Origin of the sequence: Microbacterium galbum (genome assembly GCF_032464915.1) — a bacterium.
GTDB classification, from domain to species: Bacteria; Actinomycetota; Actinomycetes; order Actinomycetales; family Microbacteriaceae; genus Microbacterium; species Microbacterium galbum.
In genome coordinates this window covers 342888-361826 of the sequence record NZ_JAWDIS010000001.1, presented here as the reverse complement: position 1 = coordinate 361826, position 18939 = coordinate 342888, and the positions used below count along the sequence as shown (strand labels likewise).

Sequence of the window (18939 nt, the reverse complement as noted above, 5' to 3'; positions counted from 1 at the left end):
CATGTCGTGGATCATCCTCATCCTCTCCGGTGTCCTCGAAGCCGTCTGGGCCACCGCCCTCGGTCGGTCGGAGGGCTTCACCAAGCTCTGGCCGAGCGTGATCTTCGGCGTGGCCCTGGTGGCATCCATGGGTGGGCTCGCCGTGGCGATGCGCGAGATCCCCACCGGCACGGCCTACGCGGTCTGGGTCGGGATCGGGGCCGCGCTGACGGTCGTGGTCGCCATGGTGACCGGCACCGAGGCGATCTCGGTGGTGAAGGTGCTCCTGGTGCTCGGCCTGGTCGGCTGCGTGATCGGCCTGAAGCTCGTGGGCGACACCCACTGACCTGGGGTTTCCGCAGAAGTCAACCGGATGGAACGGTCAGTTTGATCCGGTACGATCACGCCCAATTGCACTTCTCCGGGCCAGACACCGTCGTCACTCGCCCTCGTCTTCCCCTGTGAAAGGTTCCGAGTGAGCGCACCGCCGAGCGAGCTTGTCACCCCGACGCAACCGTCGAGGGTCATCGGGCGTCCGTCGCGACGTCTCGATCGTCTGCGCGAATCCCGCGTCGGTCGCGCGCTGCGGCAGTACGGCAGTGACGTCCTGCGCCGGCCCGAGGGCATCGTCCCCATCGAGCGCGGGGCCTTCACTCGCATCCTGATCCTGTGGGCGATCGCGCGCACGGTGAACTTCGGGCTCCTGTGGGGCTTCTACTCGATCGCCAAGGCGGCGCGCTGGGGCTTCGGCCCCGACAGCGAGCGTCTCGGCACGTTCTTCGACTACCTCACCGGGTGGGATGCCGATCGCTACGGCCAGATCGCCGCCCAGGGCTACCCGATGTCGCTGCCGATGAACGTCTCGGGCGACATCCTCCCCAACAACTGGGCGTTCCTTCCGGTGTTCCCCACGATGGTGCGCGTCATCTCGGGCGCGACCGGTCTCGGCTGGCAGCCGGTCGCCATCCTGCTGAGCCTCGGGGCCAGTCTCGGCGCCACGTGGCTGCTGTTCGTCCTGCTGCGCACCGTCGCCAAGCCGCAGTCGGCGTGGTGGGCCGTGGTGTTCTTCTCCTTCGCGCCGATGTCGTTCCTCTTCGTGATCGGCTACAGCGAGGGCCTGTTCATGCTGCTGATGTTCGCCGGCATGCTGCTGGCGATCAAGCGGCGCTATCTGTGGATCCTGCCCATCGGCCTCATCACCGCGTACACGCGGCCGGGCGTGCTCGCCCTGGGCCTGGCCCTGGGCATCGTGTTCCTCGTGCGCTTCTTCCGCCGTCGGGTCGACCCGTTCCCGGTCCGCGAATGGGCGTCGCTCATGGCATCCGGGCTGGTCATCGCGGTGGCGGGGCTCTCCTGGAACCACATCGCCCAGTTCGTCACGGGTACGCACAACGCCTACATCCGCACCGAGCTCGGGTGGTGGCTCGACTACGTCGGCAACGACGAATTCACGCCCTTCACTCCGTGGTTCCGTCAGGCGGGTACGCACCTGGGTGTCGTCGGCATCGTGCTGGTGATCGCCCTCATCGTGGCGTTCCTCGCGCTGATGTGGTCGCGGCCCGTCCGCAAGCTCGGCCTCATGGTCGTCGCGTACGGCTTCAGCTACGGCGTGTACATCTTCGCGGTGTTCCTGCCCCAGCAGAGCACGTTCCGTCTGCTCATGCCCATGGCACCGCTCATGGGCGACGAGCGATGGTCGTCGACGCCGCGCCGGCGCACCGCCATCCTCGTCGGCTGCCTCGTGCTGCAGGCCGTCGCGATCCTCCTGCTGTGGACGCGCGGCAACCCGTGATCCTCGCCTGAACGGCGGAAGGGGGCGGTGCCGATCCGGCATCGCCCCCTTCGCGTGTGTTCGGATTCAGTCGGGCCGTCCGCCCGGGTCGACCGCGTCGACCACGGCCTCCTCGACCGCGTTGTCGGCGACCGTCTCGGCCGAGCCGATCGCTTCGTCGTCGTCCTCGGCGAAGGCGCCGGCTGCGTCGGACCCCTTCGCTTCGTCGCCGACCCCGCCCGCCGGGGCGGGCTGCGTCTCGGGCGGGAGGGGGACGGTCGGTTCGGACGGCGCCGGCGTGGTCGGCTCCGCGGGAGTCGGTGCGCTGGGCTCGGACGGGGTCTGGGGGAAGGTCGGGGTGCTCATGCCGCGACTCTGCGCTACGCGGCCATCGCGCGCGAGCCCCTTCCTCTCCCGGCCGTCCCGGTGTAACCCGCAGCCGCTAGGCTCGTCGGCGAGAACACCAGGGGGATGCCGTGTCGACTGCGCACGATGTGACCAGGCGAGACGCGATCGCTCAGTACCGTCTCGTGGGCGAGCCGTCCGAGCCCGACCTCCAAGGGCTCGTCGAACTCGCCGCGACCGTGTGCGGGGTCCCCACCGCCGTCATCAACATCATCGACGACCGGATGCAGCATCAGGTCGCCGCCGTCGGCATCCGGGCGGCGTCATGCGAGCGCGAGGACTCGATGTGCGCGGCCGTCATCTCCCAGCCGGGCCGCGTCGTCGTTGCTGACGCCCGGCTCGATGACCGCTTCGCCCACAATGCCTTCGTCACCGGCGAGGTCGCGAACGTGCGCTTCTACGCCTCCAGCCCGCTGATCACGCCGTCGGGAGTGGCGATCGGCACGCTCTGCGTCTTCGACGACGAGGTGGGGGAGCTCTCGGCTGCCAGCGCTCACGCGCTCGACCTGCTCGCCCACCAGGTGATCGACGTGCTGGAGCTGCGCCGCGTCCAGCGCGACCTCCTCGAGTCGAACCAGCAGCTGGAGAACTTCGCGACCCAGGTCAGCCATGACCTGCGCAACCCGCTCACGGCGTTGACGGGTTTCCTCGAGCTCGCCGCCGACAGCCCCGAGATGGCCGACGCCCCGCGCGCGGCGCAGTCCCTCGCCCGCGCCGAGGCCGCGGCCGGTCGGATGACGTCGATGGTCACCGACCTGCTCGACTTCGCCCGGATGGGCGGCGCCCGCCCCCACGTGACGCAGGTCGACGTGGCCGAGACCGTCGACGCGGTGCTCGAAGACCTCGACGGCGCGCTGGTGCGCACGGGCGCGGAGGTCACGGTGGTCGCCTCGACGTTCGTCCGGGGCGACGACACCCTGCTGCGCGTCCTGCTGCAGAACCTCATCGCCAACGCCGTCAAGTTCACCGTCGCGGCCGAGAAGGTGCCCGACGTCCGAGTGAGCGTCGAGACCCTGCCCGACGGCTGGCGGATCAGCGTCGACGACAACGGCGATGCGGTGCCGACGGAGTTGCGCGAGCGCGTCTTCGAGCCCATGCAGCGCGGGCACGGCGCCGACGTGCAGGGTATCGGCATCGGCCTCGCGACATGTCGACGTATCGTCGAGGCGCACGGCGGGACGATCGGTCTCGACGCCTCCCCGGCGGGTGGGACGCGCGCGTGGTTCGTCCTCCCCGCGGCCGCGTGAGCCGACCGCGGCGCCGATATCGGCCGAGGCGCTGAGGCGCAACCACCGCGACGGATGTCGGAGGCGGACCGTAGCGTGAGGGCTGTCGGGGAAGTCCTCGGCATCCGTCCGCATCCGAGACGACGAGGAGGAGCGACGCATGGCCCGCAACGTCCGTCTGCTGCACTGCACCCCGGAAGACGTCTTCCGCGTCCTCGAGAACGGCTGGCTCTACCCGTTGTGGGTGGTCGGCACCTCGCGGATGCGCGATGTGGGGGAGTCCTGGCCGCAGGTGGGGGCGACGCTGCACCACTCGTTCGGGTCGTGGCCCCTGCTCGTGAACGACACCACGATCATGCGCGTCTGGGATCCGCCGCATCGCGCGGTCCTCGAACCGCACGGCGGCCCGATCGGCGTCGCGCGCGTCGCCATCGACGTCAAACGACGGGGCGAGGGATGCGTCGTGCGCATCCAGGAGGAGCCCGTCACGGGGCCGACCCGGCTGTTGCCCGACACCGTCTTCGATGCCATCACCCGCTGGCGCAACGCCGAGACGCTGCACCGTCTCGCCTACCTCGCGGAGGGCGGCGCACCCGGCACCGAGGGCGGTGCCGACGCGATCGGCCACGAGTCGACCGCCGAGAGGGAGCCGATCCGACGATGAGCGAGACCTACGACGCCGTCATCGTCGGTTCCGGCCCGAACGGCCTGGCCGCTGCCGTCACCCTCGCACGCGCCGGGCTCTCGGTCGGCGTCTACGAGAAGGCGCCGACCTTCGGCGGAGCCGCGTCCACCGCGGAGCTGACGCTCCCGGGCTTCCACCACGACGTGGGGTCGGCGGTGCACCCCCTCGCCCTCGAGTCGTGGTTCTTCCGCGAGTTCGGTCTCGACCGTCGCGTTCCCCTGATCGTGCCCGAGGTGTCGTACGCGCACCCGCTCGACGGGGGGCGCGCCGCGCTGGCGTTCCGCGATCTCGCGCGCGCCGCCGACGGTCTCGGCGTCGACGGGCCCGCCTACGAGCGGCTGATGCGCCCGCTCGTCGATCATCTGCGCGGCGTCGCCGACTTCACGGGGAATGCGCTGCTGCGCATCCCCGGCGACCCTCTCGCGGCGTTCTTCTTCGGCATCCGGGCCCTCGAGCAGGGCGGTCCGTGGTGGAACGCGCGCTTCCGCGAGGAGGCCGTGCCGAGCATGATCACGGGCGTGTCCGCGCACACGATCCTTCACCAGCCGAGCCTCGCGGCCGGGGGAGCGGGTCTGGTGCTGGCCACCTACGGGCACGGTCGCGGGTGGCCGATCCCGGTCGGCGGCAGCCAGGCGATCGCGGATGCGATGATCGCCGACATCCGTGCGCACGGCGGCGTCCTGCACGCGGGGGTCGAGGTGACCTCGCTTGACGAGCTCCCCTCCTCGCGTGCGGTCCTGCTCGACACAACCCCGCGAGCGTTGATCCGCCTCGCCGGAGACCGGATGCCGGCGGCATACCGCCGAGCGCTGCAGCGGTTCCGGTACGGCGGGGGCGTGGCGAAGGTCGACTTCGCGCTGTCCGAGCCGGTGCCGTGGGCCGATCCCGACGTCGCGCGCGCCGGGACCGTCCACATCGGCGGTACCCGGGCCGAGATCGCCGCGGCCGAGAACGCGGTCGCGCGCGACGAGCTCCCCGACGCCCCCTATGTCCTCGCCGCTCAGCCGACATTGTTCGACCCCACGCGCGCGCCCGCGGGCAAGCACGTGCTGTGGGCGTACACGCACGTGCCGTCCGGGAGTCCGGCCGACCGCGAAGAGGCCATCGTGCGGCAGATCGAGCGTTTCGCGCCGGGTTTCCGCGACACGATCCTCGCCTCGAGCTCGCGCACCGCGGTCGACATCGCCACGTGGAACCCCAACTTCCCGGGCGGTGACATCTCCGCCGGTGCCCCCACCCTGACGCAACTGCTCGGCCGGCCGGTGTATAGCCCCGACCCCTGGCGCACCCCGATGAAGGGCGTGTACCTGTGCTCTTCGTCGGCGAGTCCGGGGCCCGGCGTCCACGGTCTTGCCGGGTGGCAGGCCGCGCTGAGCGCCCTGCGCCACGAGTTCGGAACGCGCCTGCGTCCCGATCTCGCCCCCCGCGGCGACCAGCTCCTCCCCGCGGCGCGCTAGCCGTGCCGGAGGGCGACAGCGTCTATCGCCTCCGTCAGCGGTTGGATGCCGCGACGACCGGCGCCCGTGTGGCCGATGGGGAGGTGCGCTCCGGCAATGCCGCCGGTCTCTCCCTCGCCGGCCGCACGATCGTCGGCTACGACACGCACGGAAAACACCTGCTCACGCGCTTCGATGAGGGCGACACGCTGCATACGCACCTGCGCATGCAGGGATCGTGGACCATCACGCGAGCCGGCAGATCCCTTCCGACCGCGGTCCGGGAGAAGGCCCGCGTGCGCCTGCGACTCGACGACGGGCGGGAGGTGTGGGGACTGGATCTGCCGGTCGTCGAGCTCGTGCCGACCGCGCGCGAACGCGACGTCGTGGGGTACCTCGGTCCCGATCCGCTCCGCGCGGACTGGGATGCCGCGGAGGCCGTGCGCCGGTTGACCGAACGCCCCGATCGCCCGTTCGTGGCAGCGCTCCTCGACCAGCGTCGGGTGGCGGGGCTCGGCAACCTCTGGGTGAACGAGCTCGCCTTCCTGCGCGGCATCCACCCCTTCGCGCCGATCGGTGCGACCGATCTGGACGCCCTCGTGACGCTCGCGGCTCGATGCCTTCGCGTGTCGGCGACGGTCCCGGGGATGTACCAGGTCACCACGGGGGATCGTCGTCGGGGCGCCTCGCACTGGGTGGTCGGCCGCGCGGGGCGTCCGTGCCTGCGCTGCGGAACGCGCGTCCGCGTGCGCGACGAGGTGGCGAACGACCCGGAGCAGCGCCGCACGTGGTGGTGCCCGCGGTGTCAGCCGATGCCGGCGAACGTCGATGTCGGAACCCCGGAGTAGAACGGAACGATGGCCGTCGAACGGGAGAACCTTCTGCGCGTCACGCGCATCTACGCGGAGGACGCCGCGCTCGAACTCGAGCGCGGACGGGAGATCGTCGCGCGCTGGCCCGACGCCGACATCGTTCCGGTCGCCTCGCACTGGCAGATTCCCGAGGTTCACGGCGATGAGACCAACGTCGCCCGCTGGGTGCGCATCAAGACCGAAGCGCTCGTCTTGGGCGTGAAGAAGAGCGTCACCACGCGCGTGAACGGCCGCTCGGCGGACTTCATCGCGCCGTCGCTGTCGAACGGCTGCGCGATGGCGTGCTCCTACTGCTACGTTCCGCGCCGCAAGGGCTACAGCAACCCCATCACGGTGTTCGCGAACATCGACCAGATCACGCGTCACCTCGCGCGCCACGTCGCGGCCCGGGGGCCCAAGACCGAGCCGAACCAGTGCGACCCCGACGCCTGGGTGTACGATATCGGCGAGAACGGCGACTGCTCCGTCGACGCGCTCCTCAGCGAGAACGTCCGCGACGTGTGCGATCTGTTCCGCATGACGCCGACCGCGAAGGCGTCGTTCGCGACGAAGTTCGTCAACCGCGATCTGCTCGAGTGGGATCCCGCGGGCCGCACACGCATCCGCTTCTCGCTCATGCCGGCGGGCACGGCGCGCGTCACCGATCTGCGCACCTCGCCGATGGCGGAGCGCATCGCCGCGATCAACGACTTCGTCGATGCCGGGTACGAGGTGCATGTCAACTTCTCGCCGGTCATCCTCACCCCGACGTGGCTCGCCGACTGGGAAGAGCTCTTCGAGCAGCTCGACGCGGCACTGCATGCGCGGGCCAAGGCCCAGCTGGCCTGCGAGGTCATCTTCCTCACGCACAACGAGGGCCTGCACGAGGTGAACCTCGGTTGGCACCCCAAGGGGGAGGAGCTGCTGTGGACACCCGCCGCGCAAGAGGAGAAGCGCTCGCAGAACGGCGCGGTCAACGTCCGCTATCGGCATCCCCTCAAGGCGCAGAGTGTTGCGGCTCTCACCGATCTCATCGCCCGGAAGCTTCCGTACTGCCGGGTGCGCTACGCCTTCTGACGCGCAGACGCAGCAGCCGGCGCGCTCCCGTCGGGAGCCGCGCCGGCCGTCCAGGCGGTCTCAGCCGATGTCGCCGGTGGGGGAGTCGCTCGTGGTCGCGGCCTCGTCGGCGTCGCGCTGCGCGGCCGCACCCTCCTCGGGCGACTCGCTGCCAGCGCCGTTCGACTGCTCGTCGGGAGCGGCGCCGGAGTCTCCGCTTCCGGGGTGTCCGTTGTCGATCGTCATGGGGTCTCCATCCGTTGGTGAAGCGCCGACGGTGTCACGTCCGAACCGTGACGTCCAGGGGGTCGACGGCGATCAGAGGGGAGTGACGCCGTAGCGAGCGGCGAACTCGGCGCTCGCCGCGTCCTCGAAGTCGTCGGCGTCGTCGCGCAGCTCGACATCGTTCACGTCGTTCACAGGTACGGCGCCAGGGCGCCCGCGGTGAGAGCGAAGGCGAGGGCGGTGCCTCCGACGGCGGTTGCCGCAACGACCGAAACGCGCTCGGCGCGCCGGCGACGCGACACGTTGGCGGGGTGCATCGTCGAGCGCAGCGACGCCTTCGCGGCATCGAGGCTGTCGTAGCGGCCGATGGGGATGCCGTGCGCGTCGCGCGACACGAACCCGCCGGCGACCGCGTCGACGCAGCCGTCGTATTCGCCGCCGCGGTGGGCGACCCAGAAGCCGGTGTCGACCTTCGCCCACAGCACCCGGGCAGGGGCGAGCGTCGGCACGACGGGAAGAGTGGGAGCGCTCATGTCAGGCGGCGACCGAGAGCGAACGGCGGCGGGTCGCAGCGGGGGTGCGCGCGGGTGCCACACGGTTCGGGTGAGCCTCGGGGATCTCGACCCGCAGGTCGACGACGAGTCCCGCCGAGGAGTTCGCCATCTCGGCCATGCTCTTCAGCGTCGTCGCGTCGAGGGTCTCGGGCTCCGCCGAATCGAACACGAATCGCAGGGGGATGGCCGGCTGCAGCCAGAGGGTGGAGCGGCCGGGGGTGCCGTCGACGTGCGTCCAGCTCAGGGTGAAGCTCTCGCTGCGGCGGAGCTTGGTCGTGGTCACGACCTTGAGGTGCGAGAGGAGACGGTCCGGGATGCGGATCGGTTCGGTCGACGTGCCGTAGAACAAGTGGCCCATGGGAACTCCCTTCGTGAGCGATTAGCTGTGTGTAGAACATACTCGCTTAGTAACTAGTTTGTCTAACTATTATTAACGAGGTATAGTCGGCGGACGAGCGGGGAGGAGTGTGTCATGACCGACGTCGAAACCACGTCCCGCGGACTCACGAGCACGGGACCCACCGAAGAGGTCACCTACTGGTACGGCGACGAGCCGACCGATCGCCGACGGCGGAGCAAAGCCGTCCTCGAAGCGCTGCGCATCTACCGGGCGGCCGAGGTCGCTATGCGACGCCGCACCCGCGATTCCATGGCGATGGGGGAGAACGAGCTCCTCGTCCTGCGCTATCTGCTCCGCGACCCCACTCGGCGGGTGCGCCCGGGGGAACTGACCCGGTACCTCGGGCTCTCGACCGCGTCGACCACGGCGATCCTGGACCGCCTGGAGCGATCGGGCCACATCACGCGTGCGGCGAACCCCGAGGATCGTCGCAGCATCTTCATCCAGGCCACCCCGCGCGCCGACGAGGAGGTGCGACAGACCCTCGGCAACATGCACGACCGCATGCTCGCGGCCGTGATCGACATGTCGCCCGAGGAGTCCGCGGCCGTCGTCGCCTTCCTGCACCGCATGAGCGACGCCGTCGACGGAGTGGCGGTCGACAAGCGGGCGGTCGATTCCCCGTGATCTACGTGCTCGTCGGCGGACCGCGCGACGGACAGCACGTGGATGACCTTCCTCGCGGTTACCGCCTCTCTCTGACCGATCCTCAGCCGGAACCGTTCGCCGAGTTCGACACCGTTCGCGCGGTCTGGTTCGAACTCGACGAGTCGATGTTCCGTTCGGCGCAACGCCGCGACTGACGCGTATCCCACGCGCGCGGCCGGGGCAACCCGCCCCACCCTTGCCGGGTGGGACCGCAGAGTGGGGGCATGCGATGCGTGACCTATGCCGGCGAAACCGTGACGACCACCGACGACGTGGCCGCGTCACTCGTGGAGCTGACCGCGGCAGTGGCGAAAGAGGGGCAGGCTGAGGCGGTCAGCATCCCCATCGTCACCGGCGACAAGAAGGTCGCCCAGGCGGAGCTGGTGATCGGCGTGGGCAATGATGTGCTGTCCGCGCCCGTCGACTGGCACGACGAGGAACCGGACTTCGCTCACGCGGCCGCCGAGTTGAAGAACCACCGCCTGTTCCCGCGCCCGCACCTGCGGGCGGTCGAGCCCACGTCCGACGTGGATGACGACGAGCCCATCGACTGGGACTTCGACCAGCCCACGCAGGCCTGATCGCCACCCGATTCAGCCCACGAGCCGGTCGAGCGAAAGACGGCGGATGCCGCCGAGCCGGCGATCGTGCTGCACACGTTGCGCCGGATCGTCGCCGTGGACGGCGACGGCACCGGATGCCACGATCCCGACCGTGCGATTGTGGCATCCTCCGTTCACCGTCGGGAAATAGTCCTCAGGGATGATGTGCGACGACCGGCCGTCGGTGAGGCTGGAGGAGTGCTCGCAGCCGCGCGAGCCGGACGCTTCCCCCCGGAGTGGAGATCATGTCGCCCGACCAGCTGCGAATCGCCCCGACGACCGACGCCACCGACGGCCGAGAACGTCAGCGCCGGAGTATCCGTCATGCGCAGGCGCAGCTCGCCGCCTTCGTGCGCAGCTCAGCCGACGACGTCGCCGAGGCCGCCCATGCCGCCGAAGCGGCGCTGCGCAGCGCACTGTCGTCGGGGGCGGGAGTGGAACGCGTGTCGGCGGAGCTGGAGGTCAGTCCTCGCGCTCTGCGAGCGATCGCCGATGGATCGGTGCCGTTGCGCAGCCTCCACCCCGACGACCGCCTGCGCTTCGCCTGAGCCTGCGCGTTGGTCGAGCCGTTCGGCTCGGGCCGGTCCGCGGAGGCCGGTCCTGTCAGGCCAGGCGCTCGGGACGGTACTTGTCGTCGCTGAAGCCGATGACGAGATATCCGATGACGTAGAAGATCACCAGCAGGAACAGCGAGAACACCCACCCGTGGCCGAATGCCCGGCCCACGCGGATGTGCACGATCACGTGGAAGACGAGGTTCACGATCGGCACGAGGTAGAGCAGGGTCAACCACCCGGAGAAGCCGGCGATGCGCACCACGACGACGAGGTTGACGATCGGGATGATCGCGAGCCACCCGGCGTGCCCGGCTTTGGCGAAGACGCGCCACAGCGCGACCACCATGAGGACGTAGATCGCGAGGGCGATCAGGGAGTTCGTGGCGCTCAGCGCGAAGATCGACGTCTGGTCGGTGATAGACGAGGGCGAGGAGGTCAGCATGCGCTCATCGTAGGGGTTCTCCCAGCCGACGCTCAGGTTGGCCGCCCGCACGGCACGCCATGGTCGGGCGGGTTTACGCTCTCAACGAGGAGGCGGCCGAATGGGCGAGCGCAAGTTCGAGTGGGGCGGGCTGAGCGCCGACCGCGCCGATTACGTCACGGCCGCCGAGGCGCTCGCGATGCTGGAGGTCCTCGTCGTGGCCCAGGCCGATCTCGAGGTCGCCACCGAGTTGCGCGACGGCGCCGCATGGGCCCGCTTCTCGCGCGGGCCGCGGTGGGCGCTCGTATCGACCCCCGGCTCGCGGTGGTTCTCGGTCGAGACCGACACGGGTCACCGCATGCAGCTCGTCGACGCGTCGTCGTCGAAGGACCAGAGCGCGCAGTTGCTCGCCGTCTACGTGGACGTGGCGGAGGCCTACGTGCGCTCCGACGTCGCCCCCGTGCCCGGTCGAGGGCTGGGCGGGTCGGTCGTCACCGTCGATGTCGACGGGCGCGAGGTGCTGCTGCACCTTCCGATCTCCCGACGGGTCCGGGGGATGTTCCGGCACTAGGCCGACGCGCCACCCCGGTCAACCCGGTGCGCCGGGCCGGGGCGGGTTGCGACGCTGGTGATCTCGACGAAGGGAACACCATGAGCGACCCGCAGCACACCCCGGCCGACGACGCGTCCGACCTCGGAGACGACCCCACGGTCAAGCCGAGCCAGGAGAACGACGTCGACGAGGCCTCGAAGGCACCGTCCGCCGACGACCCGAACGCCGATCACCAGGCGAGCGGCATCGGCGTCATCGGCGACGAGTGATCCGGATGCCACGGATCGGCGTCGTGCTCCGCGTCGTCGGTCCGTGGCCGTGCCCGCGGAGCCGTGGCTGCAGCGACGCCCGGCCGTCGGGACCGCCGCCGGTGCGGTGATAGCCTGGACCGGTCCGCCTCCGTAGCTCAGGGGATAGAGCGTTGGTTTCCGGTACCAAAGGTCGCAGGTTCGATTCCTGTCGGGGGCACATGTGACGAAGGCCGCGGTCGATGACCGCGGCCTTTCTGATTTCCGGGGCCGTCAGCCCTCGTCGGTCGGCGCGCCGGTCGGCTCGGCGTCCTCGACGAGGTGCCGCGAGCCGAGTTCGTCGGCGGTGGCGCGCCCCTGGTCGACGGCTTCCTCCTTGCTGGAGAAGCTCGCCGACAGCTCGGGTCGGCCCTCCACCGCGTTCTCCCACTGGCCCCGGTTCGATCTGGTCGTCACGTCGTTCTGGCTCATGGCATCCAGCAGACACCGGTCGTTCTTCGCGCGGTGCGGGGTTGACACGTGAAGGGGCGGGCGGGCGGGCGACAGGGTCTTTCACCCCTCACGTCACCTCCCGAGGCGGTGTCCGCGGATGCGGCCATGCCCGGGCGGCGGAGGCCCGGCACGGCGTCGCGGCGTCGTCGTCAGGGGCGCTCGGCGATCAGCCCGGCGTCGCACAGCGTCGTCAGGGCGGCACGGACGGCATCTCCGGCGTCTCCGCCGCGCGGTTCGCCGTGCGCGTGCACCGCGGCAGCCACGAGGTCGTCGAACGAGGCGCCGTCGGCTGCCCGCCAGAGCACCGGTCCGATCCCGTCGACGAGGTGGATCGTCGTCTCGTCGTCCGGTGCGCGGCGCAGCAGCGCGAGACGCGCGCCCGAGAGAGCCACGGCATCCACCACGGGCGTGCGGGTGAAGCCGCTCGCGCCTCGGGTGGCCTCGGCGCGTTGCGAGACGATCGGCTCGCGTGACGCCGGCCGTGGCGCGGCGAACAGATCGCGGATGAGGGGAAGCACGTCCGCGGCTTCCGCGTAGCGCAGACGCAGCGCTCCGCCGACCGCGCTGACGTGGCCGATCAGCGTCTCCAAGGGACGCGGCAGATCGGCGAGATAACTGCACTGCGGCGCGATCGCTGCCACGGCGTCCGAGATGTCGAGGGGCTCGAGGGCGGCCTCGGTGCTCCGCGGCTGACGATCGAGCACCACGACGGCGTGCAGGCGGAGCGGGGCGGGCGGGAGACCGCGCAGACCGAGACCGCGGGGCGACACCTGCTTCTTGGCGCGGCCGGCGCCGTCGACGATCGACAGAGGTTTGCGGTAGGGCAGGACGCTCCCGTCCGGTGCGACGCCGACGCTCTCGTCGCTCACGTAGGCGTAGTCGCGCGCGAGGCTCGACATGAGGGTGGTCTTGCCCATCCCCGACCGACCCGAGAACAGCACGACGCGTCCGTCGTCGTCGGCGATGGCGCCGGCATGGACGAGCCACAGGTCTCCGCGCCGCGCGGAGAGGGCGGAGAGCGTCACCTGGGTCGACAGGTCGGACATTGTCTCGTCGGAGAGGAAGCGCGGGCGCGGGGAGACGATCGCCGCAGCGAGCGTGGCCTCGTCGTGCCGGGCCCCGGACCAGGCTTCTCCGATCGAGACGCGGTCGGCGGGGGGCACGCCGTCGAGGTCGATGCGCACGGTCACCCCGAGGGCGTCGACATGCAGATGATCGGCTTCGCCGGCACGACTCGGGAGGGGCTGTTCGCGGGACATCGTCGGTCAGTCTCCCGGGGCGCGGGATGGTCGCGGGTCGCGGCACCGCGTCGGGGGCGGGTGAAAGACGCGTCCACCGGATCGGGCATCGCACGTTCCGACCTCTTGTCAAGACCTGCCGCTCTTTCGCGGACGGTTGGGATGCTGAGACTTCCCGTCGAAAGGATCTGCCATGAGCATCGGAGCCGGCATCGCGCTGTTCGTCATCGGCGCCATCCTCGCCTTCGCCGTGAACCTGCCCAACGACTACGTCAGCTTGAGCATGGTCGGCTACATCATGATGGGAGCCGGCGTCGTCGTGTTCCTGATCGGCGTCGTGCTGCTCGTGCGTCGTCGGCAAACCGATACGGTCACCCGCACCGAAGGAGTGGGGGGCGCCCAGGTCACCCGCTCGACCACGCGCTCGTCCAACGACGACCTCGTCTGAGTCCCCCGGGGTCGCCACCCCGGAGGTACACCCATGACCGAACCGACGCGCACCGTCGCCGACGACTCGCCCGCGGGCGACCTGTTCGACGGACGCTACCGCCTCGGCCGTCTGCTCGGCCGGGGCGGTTACGCGCGCGTGTACGAGGCGGTCGATACCGCTCTCGAGCGCACCCTCGCCATCAAGGTCATCGACGGGGACGGTGCCGATCCCTCCGACGTCGCCCGCGTCCGGTCGGAGATCCGCCTGCTCGCCTCGCTCTCGCATCCGTCGCTCGTCACCCTCTATGACGCACGGCTCGACGCGACGCCCGCCTATCTGGCGATGGAGCTGATCGCGGGCCCGACGCTCACCGACCTCATCGCGCGGGGTCGTCTCGGCGGGCCCGAGGCCGCGCGCGTGGGGCGCGAGGTCGCGGAGGCGTTCGCCGTGATCCACGGCCGAGGGATCGTGCACCGCGACGTGAAGCCGTCGAACATCCTGATGCGACCCGCCGCGCACACGGGGGAGACCCCGCGGGCGACTCTCGCCGACTTCGGCATCGCCTCGCTCGTCGGGGCCACCCGCGTGACACGGGCCGACACCGTGATCGGAACGGCCGCTTACCTGAGCCCCGAACAGGCGCGCGGGATGCCGGCCGCACCCCCGAGCGACGTGTACGCGCTCGGACTCGTGCTGCTGGAGGCCCTGACCGGTTCACGCCCGTTCGGCTCCCGCACCCCGCATGAAGCGCTCGCCGCCCGGCTCGTCTCCCCGCCGGAGATCCCCGCGCACATCCCCTCCGGGTGGCGGGACGTGCTCGAGCGGATGACGGCCATCGACCCCGCCGAACGACCGGATGCCGCGGGCGTCATCGTCGCGCTGCGCACGTTGTCGAACGTGGCGGTGCCCGCCCCGGGAGGGGCAACGACCGCGCGTATGCCAGCGGTGTCCGGAGCCACCGCCCCGACGCGCGTCTTCGACGCCTCGACGCCGGGGGGATCCCCGGTGCCCCGTTCGCGGCGTCGTCCGTCTCGACGTGCTGTGGTGGTGGCATCCGTCGTCGCCGCCGTCCTCGCCACGGGGGGAGTGACCGCCGCCGTGGCAGCCGGAGCCGGGGGAGCCCCCGAGCCCGATCTGCCCGCACTGCCCCAGCCGCTCGATCAGCACGTCGACGACCTGTGGAAGGAGGTCGGGGAATGATCCGTCGCGCTTCCCTCGCCGGCGTCGTGGCCGTGGCCGCAGCCCTGGCCCTCGCCGGCTGCACCCCGCCCGCCGCGCCCACCGCGTGGCAGCAGAACGTGCAGACGATCGCGGAGCAGGCGTCGGCCGGCGACTACGCCTCGGCGCTCGCGAGCCTCGACGCGCTCGAGGCCGAGGTCACCGCCCGCCGCGACGCGGGGGAGATCACGGCCGAGGAGGCGGACGCCATCCTGACGCGCATCGCGACGGTCCGTGCCGATCTCACCGGTCTGGTCCCCACCCCCACACCCACGCCCGAGCCCGAGCCGGCGCAGACGACCGAGCCCGCACCCGACGACCAGCAGGACGTCGTCGACGACGGCACGGATGACACCGGCGGAGGCGGGAACGGCGGGGGCCCGTCCGACAAGAAGCCGGGCGACGAGAAGGGGCCGGGGAACGGCAAGGGGCCGGGCAAGAAGGACGGGTGAGCATGCCGGCGGCGGCGTGTCGCGGAACAGGTGCGCGGGGATGGCCCCCACGCCCGCGCGCCGTGCGAGGATTGCCCGGTGCCGCGCCGCGTGACCGCTGAACTGGACCTCGATCTCGGGGCATCCGTCGACCTCATCTTCCAGATCTCCGCCGCCCAGGGGGTCCCTCTGCTGAGCGAGGACCTGACGTTCTCGCAGGGTGATCGCGTGTACACGCCCACCGAGATCGTCGACCAGTCCGGCAGCCGCCTTCACCGCGTCACTGGCGAGCAGGGCCCCCTGACGGTGCGGTACGACGCCGTCGTCGCCGGTCCCGCGCAGAGCCCCCGCACGAGCGACCTCGAGACCATCACCTACCTGCGCCCGAGCCGCTACTGCCAGTCCGACGAGGTGTTCTCGCAGGCACGTCGCCAGTTCCGCGGGCTCTCCGGTGAAGAGCTGCTGACCGCGGTGTCGTCGTTCGTGGCATCCACCGTCACCTACACCCCGGGCCTGAGCCTCGGCACCGACAGCGCGGTCACGACGCTCATGACCGGCCAGGGCGTGTGCCGCGACTACGCCCACGTCGTCATCGCGCTCCTGCGGGCGATGGACATGCCGGCGCGGTATGCCGCGTGCTACGCCCCCGGCCTCGAGCCGATGGACTTCCACGCCGTCGCCGAGGCCTACATCGACGGCGCCTGGTACGTCGTCGACGCGACCCGTCTCGCGGATCGCCGCTCGCTCGTCCGCATCGCGACGGGGCGCGACGCCGCAGACTGCGCCTTCCTCAGCTACCACGGGGGATACGTGGGGTTGGAACGCCTGCACGTCGACGCGGTCCTCGACGACGAGACCCCGGATGCCACGACCCCCGACGACCACGCCGCGCTGGTGCAGATCGGCTGACGCGCTCCGCGGTCGCCTCCGGCGGTTCGTCGTCACGGAGGGGGGCCCGCCCCGCTCCGCCTAGACTTGCAGGGTTATGGATCCCGCAGCCCTCTCCGCAGCCCTCCTCGCCGTCATCGCCCCGCTCGCCGAGGCGCGACGAGAGGGCTCCTCGGCGGGGATCACCGCCGCCGACCTCCCACTGGAGCGGCCGAAGAACCGCGACCACGGCGACTGGGCGTCCAACGCGGCGCTCAAGCTGTCGAAGGTCGTCGGAGCGAACCCGCGCGAGTTCGCCGCGGAGATCGCCGCCGGTCTCGAGGCGGTCGACGGCGTCGCGAGCGTCGAGGTCGCCGGCCCCGGCTTCATCAACATTCGACTGGATGCCGCTGCCGCCGGCGCGCTCGCGAAGGTCATCGTCGAGCAGGGCGCCGCGTTCGGAACGAACGACTCCCAGCGCGGGAACACCATCAACCTCGAGTTCGTCAGCGCGAACCCGACCGGACCCCTGCACATCGGCCACACCCGGTGGGCGGCTCTCGGCGATGCCATCGCCCGCGTGCTGCTCGCGAGCGGTGCGACGCTCGTCCGCGAGTTCTACATCAACGACGCCGGCGCCCAGATGGAGCGCTTCGGCCGCTCCGTCGTGGCCGCGGCGCACGGCGAGCCGACCCCCGACGACGGATACGGCGGGGCGTACATCGGAGCGCTCGCCGAGCGGGTGCTGGCGGAGCGCCCCGACCTGCGCGATCTCGATCGCGCCGAGCAGGTGGCCGTCGCCACCGAACTGGCCTATCGCTTCCAGCTGGGCGAGATCCAGGCCTCTCTCGAGCGCTTCAACGTCCACTTCGACGTCTGGTTCTCCGAGCGCACGCTGCACGCGCACGTCGATGCGCAGCCGAGTCTCGTCGACGAGGCGGTCGACCGTCTGCGCGAACAGGGCCATGTCTTCGACGACGAGGGCGCCGTCTGGGTGCGCACCACCGATTTCGGCGACGACAAAGACCGCGTCATCCGTCGCTCCAACGGGGAGTACACGTACTTCGCCGCCGATGCCGCCTACTACCTCAACAAGGGCGACCGCGGCTTCGCGCACAAGATCTACCTCCTCGGCGCCGATCACCACGGCTACGTCCACCGTCTCAAGGCGCTCGCCGGCGCCGCGGGCGACGACCCCGAGAAGGACATCGAGGTGCTCATCGGACAGCTCGTGTCGATCAACGGTGCCAAGCTGTCCAAGCGCGCGGGCAACATCATCGAGCTCGACGACCTGCAGCAGTGGCTCGGCACCGACGCGCTGCGCTACTCGCTCGCACGGTATCCGGCCGACTCGCCGCTGACGCTCGACCCCGAGATCCTGCAGAAGCGCACCAACGACAACCCGGTCTTCTACGTGCAGTACGCCCACGCGCGCACGCACAACGTCGCACGCAACGCCGCCGACTCGGGTGTCGACCGCTCGGAGTTCGCCCCGGAGCTTCTCGATCACGAGACCGAGTCGGCGCTTCTCGGAGCCCTGCAGGAGTACCCCCGGGTCGTCGCGTTCGCCGCCGAGGTGCGCGAGCCGCACCGCGTCGCGCGCTACCTCGAAGAGCTCGCCGGCCTGTACCACCGGTGGTACGACAACTGCCGCGTCATCCCGCTCGGTGACGCCCCGGTCGAGTCGGTGCACCGCACGCGCCTGTGGCTCAACGACGCCACCGGTCAGGTGCTCCGCAACGGCCTCACGCTGCTCGGCGTCGGCGCTCCGGAGCGGATGTAGTCCATGACGGACGCGGATGCCGTGGCCCCCCGCCGCCGTTCAGGTCGATGGATCGCGATCCTCCTCGTGGTCGTCGTGCTGCTGGCGGGTGCCGTGGTGGCCGCCGAGTTCATCGCACGCTCCCTCGTGACGAACACGGTCCGCTCGCTGGTCGTGAAGAACGTCGGCCTGGCCGACGACCAGAACCTCGACGTGTCGGTGAGCGGAATCGTGCTCCCGCAGCTGATCGCAGGGCGCCTCGACGACGTCACGGTCAGCTCGGACGACGTGACCTTGGGCCCCATCACCGGTGACGTCCTCGTGGAGATGCAGGGCGTGCCGGTGTCGGGTGAGGGTCCTGCCGACGGAGGATCGGCCTCGGTGCGTCTCGATGAGGAGCAGTTGCGGGCGCTGCTCGCGCAGATCCCCGATTTCCCGTCGGGCACGGTGGCGATGGCCGCCCCCGATCTCACCTTCACGAACGAGCTGTCGCTCTTCGGCGTCGGCATCCCCGTGGGCGTCTCGGTCACCCCGGGCGCAGCGTCCGGCGACCTGACCCTCACCCCGACGTCGTTCGAACTCGGCGGCAACACCATCGACGCCGACACGCTGCGCGCGCAGTTCGGCGGCGTGGCCGACGCGGTCCTCGGCCCGCAGAGCCTGTGCGTCGCCGATCGCCTCCCGGCCGGCCTCATGCTGACCTCCGCGACGGTGCAGGGCCAGAGCCTCGTGGCCGCCTTCGACCTCGCGGGCGGCATCCTCGACGACCCCGCGCTGCAGGCCGACGGCTCCTGCAGCTGACCGGCCGCGCATCGCGATCACCGACCGCGTCACCCGTCCTCCGCGTCGGTGAGCGCGACCGCCGACCGGCGTGAGCCTGCCTA

General features: G+C 70.8%; 26 protein-coding genes and 1 tRNA gene. 20 read left to right on the top strand and 7 right to left on the bottom strand.

From position 1 onward, the window contains the following. Nucleotide 1 precedes the first annotated feature (1 nt). Together RWH45_RS01810 and RWH45_RS01805 are read left to right on the top strand one after the other, a co-directional pair. On the top strand, nt 2-325 hold the full coding sequence (locus RWH45_RS01810; RefSeq protein WP_315993216.1) for a DMT family transporter: 324 nt from the start codon (nt 2-4) through the stop codon (nt 323-325). Nucleotides 326-454: 129 nt separating this feature from the next. Next, entirely contained in the window at nt 455-1771 is a 1317-nt protein-coding gene (locus RWH45_RS01805) for a hypothetical protein (protein WP_315993215.1), read from the top strand. 66 nt (nt 1772-1837) lie between these two features. Here RWH45_RS01805 and RWH45_RS01800 read toward each other — a convergent pair whose 3' ends face one another. Continuing rightward, nucleotides 1838-2116 (bottom strand): hypothetical protein, encoded by a 279-nt coding sequence (locus RWH45_RS01800; RefSeq protein WP_315993214.1) that lies wholly within the window; start codon nt 2114-2116, stop codon nt 1838-1840. A gap of 110 nt (nt 2117-2226) precedes the next feature. Here RWH45_RS01800 and RWH45_RS01795 point away from each other — a divergent pair, with 110 nt between their 5' ends. From RWH45_RS01795 to RWH45_RS01775, 5 genes are all read left to right on the top strand, one after another. After that, a complete protein-coding gene (locus RWH45_RS01795; RefSeq protein WP_315993213.1) occupies nt 2227-3402 on the top strand; it encodes a sensor histidine kinase in 1176 nt (391 codons plus the stop codon). Nucleotides 3403-3541: 139 nt separating this feature from the next. Then, nucleotides 3542-4045: an SRPBCC family protein gene (locus tag RWH45_RS01790; protein ID WP_315993212.1), complete on the top strand. Its 504-nt coding sequence runs from the start codon at nt 3542-3544 to the stop codon at nt 4043-4045. Beyond that, entirely contained in the window at nt 4042-5523 is a 1482-nt protein-coding gene (locus RWH45_RS01785; RefSeq protein ID WP_315993211.1) for a phytoene desaturase family protein, read from the top strand. Before RWH45_RS01790 ends, RWH45_RS01785 begins: the two co-directional genes overlap by 4 nt. A gap of 2 nt (nt 5524-5525) precedes the next feature. Beyond that, on the top strand, nt 5526-6350 hold the full coding sequence (locus RWH45_RS01780) for a DNA-formamidopyrimidine glycosylase family protein (RefSeq protein ID WP_315993210.1): 825 nt from the start codon (nt 5526-5528) through the stop codon (nt 6348-6350). A 9-nt stretch (nt 6351-6359) separates the two neighbouring features. Continuing rightward, nucleotides 6360-7430 (top strand): spore photoproduct lyase family protein, encoded by a 1071-nt coding sequence (locus tag RWH45_RS01775; protein WP_315993209.1) that lies wholly within the window; start codon nt 6360-6362, stop codon nt 7428-7430. A gap of 60 nt (nt 7431-7490) precedes the next feature. Here the strand turns inward: RWH45_RS01775 and RWH45_RS01770 are convergent, their stop codons facing one another. The 3 genes from RWH45_RS01770 to RWH45_RS01760 all read right to left on the bottom strand — a co-directional run bounded on the left by RWH45_RS01770 (nt 7491) and on the right by RWH45_RS01760 (nt 8546). Further along, nucleotides 7491-7655, bottom strand: coding sequence for a hypothetical protein (locus RWH45_RS01770; RefSeq protein ID WP_315993208.1), 165 nt, complete (start codon nt 7653-7655; stop codon nt 7491-7493). 170 nt (nt 7656-7825) lie between these two features. Continuing rightward, the gene (locus RWH45_RS01765; protein WP_315993207.1) at nt 7826-8167 is read right to left on the bottom strand and encodes a hypothetical protein; all 342 of its coding nucleotides are present in this window, start codon (nt 8165-8167) and stop codon (nt 7826-7828) included. Nucleotide 8168: 1 nt separating this feature from the next. Next, on the bottom strand, nt 8169-8546 hold the full coding sequence (locus tag RWH45_RS01760; protein WP_315993206.1) for a DUF7882 family protein: 378 nt from the start codon (nt 8544-8546) through the stop codon (nt 8169-8171). Between the two features lie 114 nt (nt 8547-8660). Between RWH45_RS01760 and RWH45_RS01755 the strand changes: the two genes are divergently transcribed. The 4 genes from RWH45_RS01755 to RWH45_RS01740 all read left to right on the top strand — a co-directional run bounded on the left by RWH45_RS01755 (nt 8661) and on the right by RWH45_RS01740 (nt 10386). Beyond that, nucleotides 8661-9215, top strand: a complete 555-nt coding sequence (locus RWH45_RS01755; RefSeq protein WP_315993205.1) for a MarR family winged helix-turn-helix transcriptional regulator — start codon at nt 8661-8663, stop codon at nt 9213-9215. 38 nt (nt 9216-9253) lie between these two features. Then, the gene (locus RWH45_RS01750; protein ID WP_315993204.1) at nt 9254-9391 is read left to right on the top strand and encodes a hypothetical protein; all 138 of its coding nucleotides are present in this window, start codon (nt 9254-9256) and stop codon (nt 9389-9391) included. Nucleotides 9392-9460: 69 nt separating this feature from the next. After that, entirely contained in the window at nt 9461-9817 is a 357-nt protein-coding gene (locus RWH45_RS01745) for a hypothetical protein (RefSeq protein ID WP_315993203.1), read from the top strand. Nucleotides 9818-10083: 266 nt separating this feature from the next. Continuing rightward, nucleotides 10084-10386, top strand: a complete 303-nt coding sequence (locus RWH45_RS01740; RefSeq protein WP_315993202.1) for a hypothetical protein — start codon at nt 10084-10086, stop codon at nt 10384-10386. A 55-nt stretch (nt 10387-10441) separates the two neighbouring features. On the opposite strand, the gene RWH45_RS01735 is transcribed toward RWH45_RS01740, so the two are convergent. Continuing rightward, on the bottom strand, nt 10442-10837 hold the full coding sequence (locus tag RWH45_RS01735) for a DUF5684 domain-containing protein (protein WP_315993201.1): 396 nt from the start codon (nt 10835-10837) through the stop codon (nt 10442-10444). Nucleotides 10838-10937: 100 nt separating this feature from the next. Between RWH45_RS01735 and RWH45_RS01730 the strand changes: the two genes are divergently transcribed. The 3 genes from RWH45_RS01730 (at nt 10938) to RWH45_RS01720 (ending at nt 11837) form a co-directional block, all read left to right on the top strand. Next, the gene (locus RWH45_RS01730) at nt 10938-11387 is read left to right on the top strand and encodes a hypothetical protein (RefSeq protein WP_315993200.1); all 450 of its coding nucleotides are present in this window, start codon (nt 10938-10940) and stop codon (nt 11385-11387) included. Nucleotides 11388-11467: 80 nt separating this feature from the next. After that, a complete protein-coding gene (locus RWH45_RS01725) occupies nt 11468-11638 on the top strand; it encodes a hypothetical protein (RefSeq protein ID WP_315993199.1) in 171 nt (56 codons plus the stop codon). A gap of 126 nt (nt 11639-11764) precedes the next feature. Next, nucleotides 11765-11837, top strand: a tRNA-Arg gene (locus RWH45_RS01720). A gap of 53 nt (nt 11838-11890) precedes the next feature. Here the strand turns inward: RWH45_RS01720 and RWH45_RS01715 are convergent. Then, nucleotides 11891-12088 (bottom strand): DUF2188 domain-containing protein, encoded by a 198-nt coding sequence (locus tag RWH45_RS01715; protein ID WP_315993198.1) that lies wholly within the window; start codon nt 12086-12088, stop codon nt 11891-11893. A gap of 170 nt (nt 12089-12258) precedes the next feature. Next, the gene (locus tag RWH45_RS01710) at nt 12259-13368 is read right to left on the bottom strand and encodes an ATP-binding protein (protein ID WP_315993197.1); all 1110 of its coding nucleotides are present in this window, start codon (nt 13366-13368) and stop codon (nt 12259-12261) included. Between the two features lie 172 nt (nt 13369-13540). Here RWH45_RS01710 and RWH45_RS01705 point away from each other — a divergent pair, with 172 nt between their 5' ends. From RWH45_RS01705 to RWH45_RS01680, 6 genes are all read left to right on the top strand, one after another. Continuing rightward, a complete protein-coding gene (locus RWH45_RS01705) occupies nt 13541-13795 on the top strand; it encodes a DUF6458 family protein (protein ID WP_108319361.1) in 255 nt (84 codons plus the stop codon). A gap of 33 nt (nt 13796-13828) precedes the next feature. Beyond that, nucleotides 13829-14977 carry a serine/threonine-protein kinase gene (locus tag RWH45_RS01700; RefSeq protein WP_315993196.1) on the top strand — a complete coding sequence of 383 codons (1149 nt, stop codon included), beginning with the start codon at nt 13829-13831 and terminating at the stop codon, nt 14975-14977. Then, on the top strand, nt 14974-15447 hold the full coding sequence (locus RWH45_RS01695) for a hypothetical protein (RefSeq protein ID WP_315993195.1): 474 nt from the start codon (nt 14974-14976) through the stop codon (nt 15445-15447). Before RWH45_RS01700 ends, RWH45_RS01695 begins: the two co-directional genes overlap by 4 nt. Before the next feature lie 78 nt (nt 15448-15525). Continuing rightward, a complete protein-coding gene (locus tag RWH45_RS01690) occupies nt 15526-16335 on the top strand; it encodes a transglutaminase-like domain-containing protein (protein WP_315993194.1) in 810 nt (269 codons plus the stop codon). Between the two features lie 76 nt (nt 16336-16411). Next, complete coding sequence (locus tag RWH45_RS01685; RefSeq protein WP_315993193.1) at nt 16412-18076, top strand: arginine--tRNA ligase; 1665 nt, start codon at nt 16412-16414, stop codon at nt 18074-18076. A gap of 3 nt (nt 18077-18079) precedes the next feature. Then, nucleotides 18080-18856 (top strand): LmeA family phospholipid-binding protein, encoded by a 777-nt coding sequence (locus tag RWH45_RS01680; protein WP_315993192.1) that lies wholly within the window; start codon nt 18080-18082, stop codon nt 18854-18856. The last annotated feature ends 83 nt before the right edge of the window (nt 18857-18939 follow it).